The 7,670-nt window shown below is 67.6% G+C and carries 8 protein-coding genes; 3 read left to right on the forward strand and 5 right to left on the reverse strand.

Annotated features, from left to right (window positions below):
* Positions 1–4: 4 nt before the first annotated feature.
* The 3 genes from EH231_RS33255 to EH231_RS33265 all read right to left on the reverse strand — a co-directional run bounded on the left by EH231_RS33255 (position 5) and on the right by EH231_RS33265 (position 2,735).
* Positions 5–1,156: an MCE family protein gene (locus EH231_RS33255; protein ID WP_090430732.1), complete on the reverse strand. Its 1,152-nt coding sequence runs from the start codon at positions 1,154–1,156 to the stop codon at positions 5–7.
* 243 nt (positions 1,157–1,399) lie between these two features.
* The gene (locus EH231_RS33260) at positions 1,400–2,116 is read right to left on the reverse strand and encodes an SDR family NAD(P)-dependent oxidoreductase (RefSeq protein ID WP_090429719.1); all 717 of its coding nucleotides are present in this window, start codon (positions 2,114–2,116) and stop codon (positions 1,400–1,402) included.
* Positions 2,117–2,159: 43 nt separating this feature from the next.
* Positions 2,160–2,735: a TetR/AcrR family transcriptional regulator gene (locus EH231_RS33265; protein ID WP_090429721.1), complete on the reverse strand. Its 576-nt coding sequence runs from the start codon at positions 2,733–2,735 to the stop codon at positions 2,160–2,162.
* Between the two features lie 105 nt (positions 2,736–2,840).
* Between EH231_RS33265 and EH231_RS33270 the strand changes: the two genes are divergently transcribed.
* The 3 genes from EH231_RS33270 to EH231_RS33280 are packed head-to-tail and all read left to right on the forward strand — an operon-like array spanning position 2,841 to position 4,862.
* The gene (locus tag EH231_RS33270) at positions 2,841–3,401 is read left to right on the forward strand and encodes a carboxymuconolactone decarboxylase family protein (RefSeq protein ID WP_124714106.1); all 561 of its coding nucleotides are present in this window, start codon (positions 2,841–2,843) and stop codon (positions 3,399–3,401) included.
* Between the two features lies 1 nt (position 3,402).
* Positions 3,403–4,677, forward strand: a complete 1,275-nt coding sequence (locus EH231_RS33275) for a cytochrome P450 (protein ID WP_124714107.1) — start codon at positions 3,403–3,405, stop codon at positions 4,675–4,677.
* Complete coding sequence (locus EH231_RS33280; protein ID WP_090429727.1) at positions 4,674–4,862, forward strand: ferredoxin; 189 nt, start codon at positions 4,674–4,676, stop codon at positions 4,860–4,862. The genes EH231_RS33275 and EH231_RS33280 overlap by 4 nt, the downstream gene beginning before the upstream one ends.
* Here the strand turns inward: EH231_RS33280 and EH231_RS33285 are convergent.
* On the reverse strand, positions 4,859–7,021 hold the full coding sequence (locus EH231_RS33285) for an elongation factor G-like protein EF-G2 (protein WP_090429729.1): 2,163 nt from the start codon (positions 7,019–7,021) through the stop codon (positions 4,859–4,861). The two genes, EH231_RS33280 and EH231_RS33285, sit on opposite strands and share 4 nt — an antisense overlap.
* Before the next feature lie 105 nt (positions 7,022–7,126).
* Entirely contained in the window at positions 7,127–7,555 is a 429-nt protein-coding gene (locus EH231_RS33290; RefSeq protein WP_090429731.1) for a TIGR03668 family PPOX class F420-dependent oxidoreductase, read from the reverse strand.
* Between the last annotated feature and the right edge of the window lie 115 nt (positions 7,556–7,670).

A 7,670-nucleotide genomic window follows, 5' to 3' on the forward strand; every position in this document is an offset into this window, starting at 1 on the left:
ACCGCTACGGGTTGATCGTGTTCTCGCCGATCTGGCGGCCCCACACATACTCGGACACCAGCGGCTGGCCGAGTTCGAAGTGGTTGTACGGCGCGATCGAGGCACCGATGTCCATGACCAGATACGGGGCCGGCCAGAGGTCCTTGGTGACGGGCTGCCAGCAGCCGGGCCGCCCCTCGGGACCACCGGTGGCGTTGACCCGGGGCAGGTTGTCCGGATACACCCACGCGTTGGGGGCGCCGACCAGGAAGTCCTGCAGCTCGAACCCGTAGCCGTTGCGGGTCTGCTGGGCGAACTTCGGGGCGGCCTCGGCGTAGTTGTGGATCATGCAGTACAGCGCCGGGCTGTTGCGGTCGAGCATCGCGCTGACCGGCAGCAGGTCCTGGGCGCCGCGGACCAGATAGGGGCCGCCGCGCTCGAAGATGTCGCCGCCGGTGTTGCCGAAGCCGACCGCCGCCACCAGGGCCTGGTCCAGGTTCCCGCGCTGCTGGTTGAGGGTGCGGGCGGTGGTGACCGCGTTGGTCAGGCCGTCGAACAGGTCGGGGGCCGCGTTGGCGTAGACCTCGCCCAGGTCGGCCAGTCCGGAGATGTCGCGGCGGATCTGGGGCATGCGCGGGTTGAGGTCGGCCAGGATGTCGTTGCCGTTGACGATCGACTGGCCGAACTTGTCACCCAGGCCGTCGAGGGCTTGGGCGGTGGCGGTCAGGGTCTCGTTGAGCTTGATCGGGTCGATCTGCTCGGAGATCGCGGTGATGGTCTCGAAAAGGGTGTTGAACTCCGTGGTCACACCCGCGGCCCGGATCGGGGTGGACGGGGAGACCCGCTGCGGCGACGGATTGTCCGGGGCGACGAACGAGATGTACTTGTTGCCGAACACCGTCGTGGCCTTCAGCTCGGCGGTCACGTTCTCCGGGATCAGCTTCAGGTACTTGGGCTTGATGTCCAGGGTCAATTTGGCCTGCTGCTCGCCGTCGACCTCGGCCACGTCCACGGCGGTCAGCCGGCCGATGGGCACCCCGTTGAAGGTGACCTTCGAGCCCGGGTCCATCGACAGACCGGATCGGTTGGACAGCACGGTGAGCTGCGTCTTCTCCTCGAACGCACCCCGGAACTGCATCCACGTCAACGCCAGCACCGCGACCAGCAGAATGGCCATGCCCGCGCACGCGGTCTTGTACGGCGGGTCGTACCGCCAGTGCTTGACCCGCTGTTGGAAGCGGTCCCGCAGTGTCGCGGTGGATGAGGCCACGCGCAAACCTCCGAATTATTGACGCAGCCAAAAAACTAAGTTCGGCAAACTGTCCCAAAAAACCAGAGATAAGTGCAACTACTGAGGCCCCGGTGCGTCGAAGATCAAACTCCCGGTACCGGGAGACCCCCGTCACAGCGTAGGCGCTGATCAGGTATTGCGACCGCCGTTCACGCCGACGATCTGGCCGGTGATATAGCCGGCTTCTTCTGAGATCAAGAATGAACACGTGGCGGCAATGTCCTCGGGCTTGCCCATTCGGCGCACCGGCGTGGCCTTGATGGTGTCGCGAATGTCGCCGAGTTCGCCCCGGGATTCCGCGGCGCGCAGCATCGGCGTGTCGATGAAACCCGGCGGTACGGCGTTGACTGTGATCCCGGCCGGACCGAATTCCAGCGCCAGCGACTTGGTCAGCCCGTTGACGGCGGACTTGGCGGCCACGTAGTCGGACATGTACGGGACACCGGAGTGCGTGCTCGACGACGAGATGTTGACGATGCGGCCCCAGCCGGCCTCGATCATGTCGGGCAGGGCGGCCTGCACGACATGGAAGACGCCGTTGAGATTGACGTCGATGACCTTCTGCCAGCGCTCGAAGGTGAGGTCGGTGAACGGCGTGAAATCGCTGAGACCGGCCGAATTGACCAGGATCGTGACGGGGCCCAACTGCTCGCGGACCGCCTTGAAGGCGGCATCGACCTGGGCCCGGTCGGTGACGTCGGCGGCGTAGGAGTACTCGGCCCCGGTCGAGTTGAGGTCGAGGGTGGCGACCCGGTATCCGTCGGCGGCGAGGCGGTCGGTGATCGCCTTGCCGATTCCGGATGCGCCTCCGGTCACCAACGCTGTCTTCTGCTGCGGGGTGGTCATGGGAGTTCCCTTCGGTAATTCGTTTGAATATCAATCGTTTTCGTCAGCGCCGGGGAGCCCGCAGGCCGAGGGTGCGGCGCGCCGCGTCGATCAGGTAGCGGGAGAGGTCCTCATCGGAGGTGTCCTCGCCGGCCACGCCCGCGCCCCCGGCGATGCCGGAGAACACCATGGCGGCCTTGACCGTCCCGGCCGGGCCCGGATCGACATCGGTCAGCAGGGCCATCTGCCTGCTGATCACGCCGTCCCATTCCGGCCGGTTCCGCAGCGCCTCGTTCACGCTCGGATCGCTGGCCAGGACCGACACCAGGGCGCGGTTGTGGACCGCCAGTTCGGCGTAGCCGCGCACCATCTGATCGGCGCGGCCGGCTGCGCTGCGCTGTCCCTCGGCTTCTTCGATCACGGTCTGTATCCGGGTCAGGAACGGTTCGACCACCGCGCTCAACAACTGTTCGCGGGTGCGGAAGTGGTAGTAGATCGCCGCCTTGGTGAACCCCAGTTCGTCGGCGATCATCTGCAGCGATGTGCCGGCGAAGCCGTGGCGGGTGATCAGCCGGACGGCGGCTTCGACGAGCCGCTCGCGGGTGGCGCCCGCACCGGCCGCGTCGTCGGCGTGGTCCATTCGGCCCTCCCTTCCATGTGCATTCTTAGCCGATCTACTTTACGATCGTAAAGTACGCTACTAGTCGATCGTAAAGCAGATCGGCACGTTGGAAGGACTGTGCGGATGCTGACGCCGTTGCCGGCAGAGGATTGGGACGATCAGGCACGCGAGGCGCTGGCCTCCACGGTGCCGCCGGAGCGGCGCAACCCCGACAACGCGGGTAACGCGCTCTCGATCCTGGTCCGCCATCCGGCTCTGGCCGGCGCGTTCCTGCCGTTCAACACCTACCTGCAGAAGGACTCCACGCTGCCCGAGCGCATCCGCGAACTCGTGATTCTGCGGACCGCGTACCACCACGGTTGCGTGTACGAGTGGGGACATCACAGCGCGATGGCCATGCAGGTCGGGCTCGCCGAGGATGATGTCGAGTCAACCCGAAGTGGCTCGGCAGCAGACGAATTCGACCAGGCAGTGCTCGATGCGGTCGACGAGCTGCACGCCGGGTCGCGGATCTCCGCGCAGACCTGGGAGCGCCTGGGACTGCGGCTCGATGACCACCAACGGATGGACCTGATGTTCACCTTCGGTGGTTACAGCACGCTGGCTTTCGCCCTCAACACCTTCGACGTCCAACTCGAGGACGGCGCGGGCACCGACGAGTTCTACGCCTCAATGGGGAGCTGAGATGACTGACAACCGGGATTTCTTTCGCGACGAGAGCCTCGTGCCCGACCCCTATCCGTTCCTGGCCGGGCTGCGGGAGCGTTGTCCGGTGCAGCGGGAACCGCACCAGAACGTGGTGATGGTGACCGGCTACGAGGAGGCCGTCGCGGTGTGCGGCGACCCTGAGACGTTCTCATCGGCCACCTCGGTGACCGGACCGTTTCCCGGATTCCCGGTCGCGTTGGAGGGACATTCCGATCAAGAGGTCAGCGATCTCATCGACAGGCACCGTGACGAACTGCCGATGAGCGACCAGATCACCACCTTCGACCCGCCCACCCACACCGAGCACCGCGCGCTGTTGATGGGACTGATCACGCCGAAGCGCCTCAAGCAGAACGAGGACTTCATGTGGCGGCTGGCCGATCAGGCGTTGGAGCCCTACCTGACACGCGGTGGCGGCGAGTTCATCTCCGAATTCGCCGGTCCGTTCACGCTTCTGGTGATCGCCGACCTGCTCGGTGTCCCGGAGGACGACCGCGACGAGTTCGCCGCCCGGATGGGTGGGCACGATCAGGCCGGCATCGGCAGCACCGCCGAGCAGTCGGTCGAACAGAACCCGCTGGAGTACCTGTACGAGAAGTTCTCGGCCTACATCGCCGAGCGCCGGGAGAACCCGCGTGAAGACACCCTCACCGAGATGGCCGCCGCGAAGTTCCCGGACGGCTCGACCCCGGAGGTCATCGACGTGGTGCGGTTGGCCGCCAACCTCTACCTGGCCGGCCAGGAAACCACGGTGCGGCTGCTGAGTTCCGCGCTCAAACTGCTTGCCGAACGCCAGGATCTGCAGGAGCTGCTGCGTGCCGAACCCGCCAGGATCCCGAATTTCATCGAAGAGGCGCTGCGGTGGGAGAGCCCCATCAAGGGTGACTTCCGGCTGGCGCGCAGCGCAGCCACGGTCGGTGGGGTCGACGTGCCGGCCGGGGCCACGCTGATGGTGTGCAACGGTGCGGCCAACCGGGACCCGCGTCAGTTCGAGAACCCGGACACCTTCGACGTCGACCGCCCGAATGCCCGCAGGCACATCGCATTCGGGCGCGGTGTGCACTCCTGTCCCGGTGCGCCACTGGCACGGGCCGAGGCCCGGGTGTGCCTGGAGCGAATCCTGGCCCGCACCAGCCAGATCCGGCTGTCAGAAGCCCAACATGGACCGGAAGGCGACCGCCGGTTCGACTACGTTCCGACATACATCCTGCGTGGCCTGACCGTCCTGCACCTCGAGGTCACCCCGCGATGAAGGTCCACGTCGACGACGACCGCTGCCGTGGCCACGGCGTCTGTGTGGCGGTGTGCCCGGACGTGTTCACCCTGACCGACGGTGGTTACGCCGAGACACTTGTCGACGATGTGCCGCCCGAACTGGCCGCCGAGGTGCCCGAAGCGGTCACCGGGTGCCCGGAGCACGCGATCACGCTCGGCTAGACCGCCTTGCGCACCCGGGCGGCGGCAGCCTCGGGCATCGGCTCGTAGCGGGCGAACCCCCGCGTGAAGGCCCCGGCGCCGTGCGAGAGCGACCGCAGGTCGATCGCATAGCGGGTCAGTTCCACCTCGGGAATCTCGGCCTTCACCACGGTCCGGCCCTCGTCCGCCTTGTCGGTGCCGAGTACCCGGCCGCGCCGGCCGGCCAGATCGCTCATCACCGCACCCACCAGATCGTCGGGCACCACCACGGTCACGTCGTCGATGGGCTCGAGCAGGTTCACGCCCGCAGCCGCGGCCGCCTCGCGCAGCGCCAGTCCGCCGGCCATCTGGAACGCGAAATCCGAGGAGTCGACGCTGTGGGCCTTGCCGTCGACCAGCGTCACCCGGATGTCGACGACGGGGTACCCGCCGTCCCCGTGGTCGCCGGCCATGCCCTTCTCCATCTGGGCCCGCACACCCTTCTCGACGCTCGGGATGAACTGGCGCGGTACGGCCCCGCCGACGACCTTGTCGACGAACTCGAATCCGCTGCCCTCCGGCAGCGGCTCGACCTCGATGTCGCAGACCGCGTACTGGCCGTGCCCGCCGGACTGCTTGACGTGCCTGCCATGTCCTTTTGCCTTGCCGCCGAGCGTTTCCCGCAGCGGTACGCGCAGCTCGACGGTGTCCACCGACACCCCGTAGCGCCGCGACAGGCCGTCGAGCACCACCCCGGCGTGCGCCTCACCCATGCACCACAGCACGATCTGGTGGGTTTCGGGATTCTGCTCGATGCGCAGGGTGGGATCCTCCGCGGCCAGCCGCTGCAACCCGACCGAGAGTTTGTCCTCGTCGGTCTTGGCGCGGGGCTGCACCGCGATGGGCAACAGCGGGTCGGGCATCGTCCACGGCCGCAGCACCAGCGGATCGGCCTTGTCGCTGAGGGTGTCACCGGTCTCGGCGTGACTGAGCCGGCCGATCGCACAGATGTCCCCGGCGACCACCGACGGAGCGGGGCGCTGCTGCTTGCCCAGCGGGAAGGACAGGGTGCCGATGCGCTCGTCCTCGTCATGGTCGGCGTGCCCGTGCGACCCGGCCGGTGCCACCGACCCGTTGAACGCAGAAAAATGGCCCGACACATGCACGGTGGCGTCGGGCCTGATGGTGCCGGAGAACACCCGGACCAGGCTGACCCTGCCGACATAGGGATCCGACGTCGTCTTCACCACCTCGGCCAGCAGCGGCCCCGACGGATCGCAGGCCATCGGCTTGCGGGCGGCTCCATTGGCGGCGAACACCTCCGGCAGGCGATGTTCGGGCGGTGAAGGGAAGCCTCGGGTGGCGATCTCCAGCAGCTCCAGCGTGCCGACCCCGGATCCGCTGCACACCGGGATCACCGGGAAGAACGAGCCGCGGGCCACGGCCTTCTCCAGGTCGGCGATCAGCACGGACTCGTCGATCTCCTCGCCGCCGAGGTAACGCTCCATGAGCGTCTCGTCCTCGGATTCCTCGATGATCCCCTCGATCAGAGAGCCCCGCAGTTCGGCGATCTCATCGTCGTAGGCGCCGTCGGGTGGCCGGGTGCTGCGGGTGCCGCCGCTATAGCAGTAGTACGTGCGGGTGAGCAGGCCGATCACCCCGTCCCCGGCGGGGAAGTACAGGGGCGCGACCTTGTCACCGAAGGCCTGCTGAGCGCCGGCCAGGGCGTTGGCGTAGTTGGCCCTGGCGTGGTCGAGCTTGGTGATGACGACGGCACGCGGCATGCCGACCGCCGCGCATTCCTGCCACAGCGACTTCGTCGGCTCGTCGACGTTCTCGTTGGCCGCGATGACGAAGAGTGCGCAGTCGGCGGCACGCAGCCCGGCGCGCAGCTCCCCGACGAAATCGGCGTATCCGGGGGTGTCGATCAGGTTGACCTTGATCCCGTTGTGCTGCAACGGAGCCAGTGCCAGGCCGACCGAACGTTGCTGACTGACCTCGGCGTCGTCGAAATCGCACACCGTCGACCCGTCCACCACCGAGCCTGCCCGGGTCAGCACCCCCGCGGCGACCAGGAGCGCCTCCACGAGCGTGGTCTTGCCTGCGCCCGACGGGCCGACCAGCGCCACGTTGCGAATGGCGGTCGGACTGTCCGCGGTGGGGACAGCCCCGTTGCCGGCTGAGTGCGTCTTGTCCGCCATGGCATTCCTCCTGGTGTCCCCGGGGCGCCCCGCTACGGCCCGCCGGACCTGCTCTCCACCATTCCCTGATGTGACCTACGACACAAGTCCCGCCTGAGCCGACGATCAGACCTGCCAGGAGGCCCAGTGGGTGACGTCGACGGTGATCACCGGACCGTTCAGCGCAATGCGCTCGTACTGCGGGTATTTCGCGCGCAGCAGCCCGTAACCGGTAGCCATCGCGTCACCGCTGTGATGGACCGCGGCCCGTCCGTCGGCCCGTACCCACCACAGGTGCGCCCACTCGTCGGTGTAGTGGTCGACGAGCAGGCTGACCCGGCCGTCGCCCTCGATGTTGGCCAGCCGCCGCAGCCGCTGGGTGGACTTCGGTTTGGCGTCGACCGCGGTGTAGATGGTGGCCGGGGCGTGCGGGTCGGCAGGCACGTGAACCGCGAACACCACCGGCACCAGGTGGGGTGCGCCGTCGGCACCCAGCGTCGCGAGCACCGCAGAGGGTGCGTTCGCGAACTGGGCGATGGCATCGAGCCCGGACATGGCCCCAGGGTAGGCGCACTCCGCTGGTCGGAGGCCTCAGTTGCGGGGATGTCGCGGCTGCGGGGCCACGCTGATCGGCGAGCGGGTGACCGGGGTGCGGGTGACGCCGATCTCG

The sequence above is a fragment of the Mycolicibacterium nivoides genome (genome assembly GCF_003855255.1).
Classification (GTDB): Bacteria; Actinomycetota; Actinomycetes; order Mycobacteriales; family Mycobacteriaceae; genus Mycobacterium; species Mycobacterium nivoides.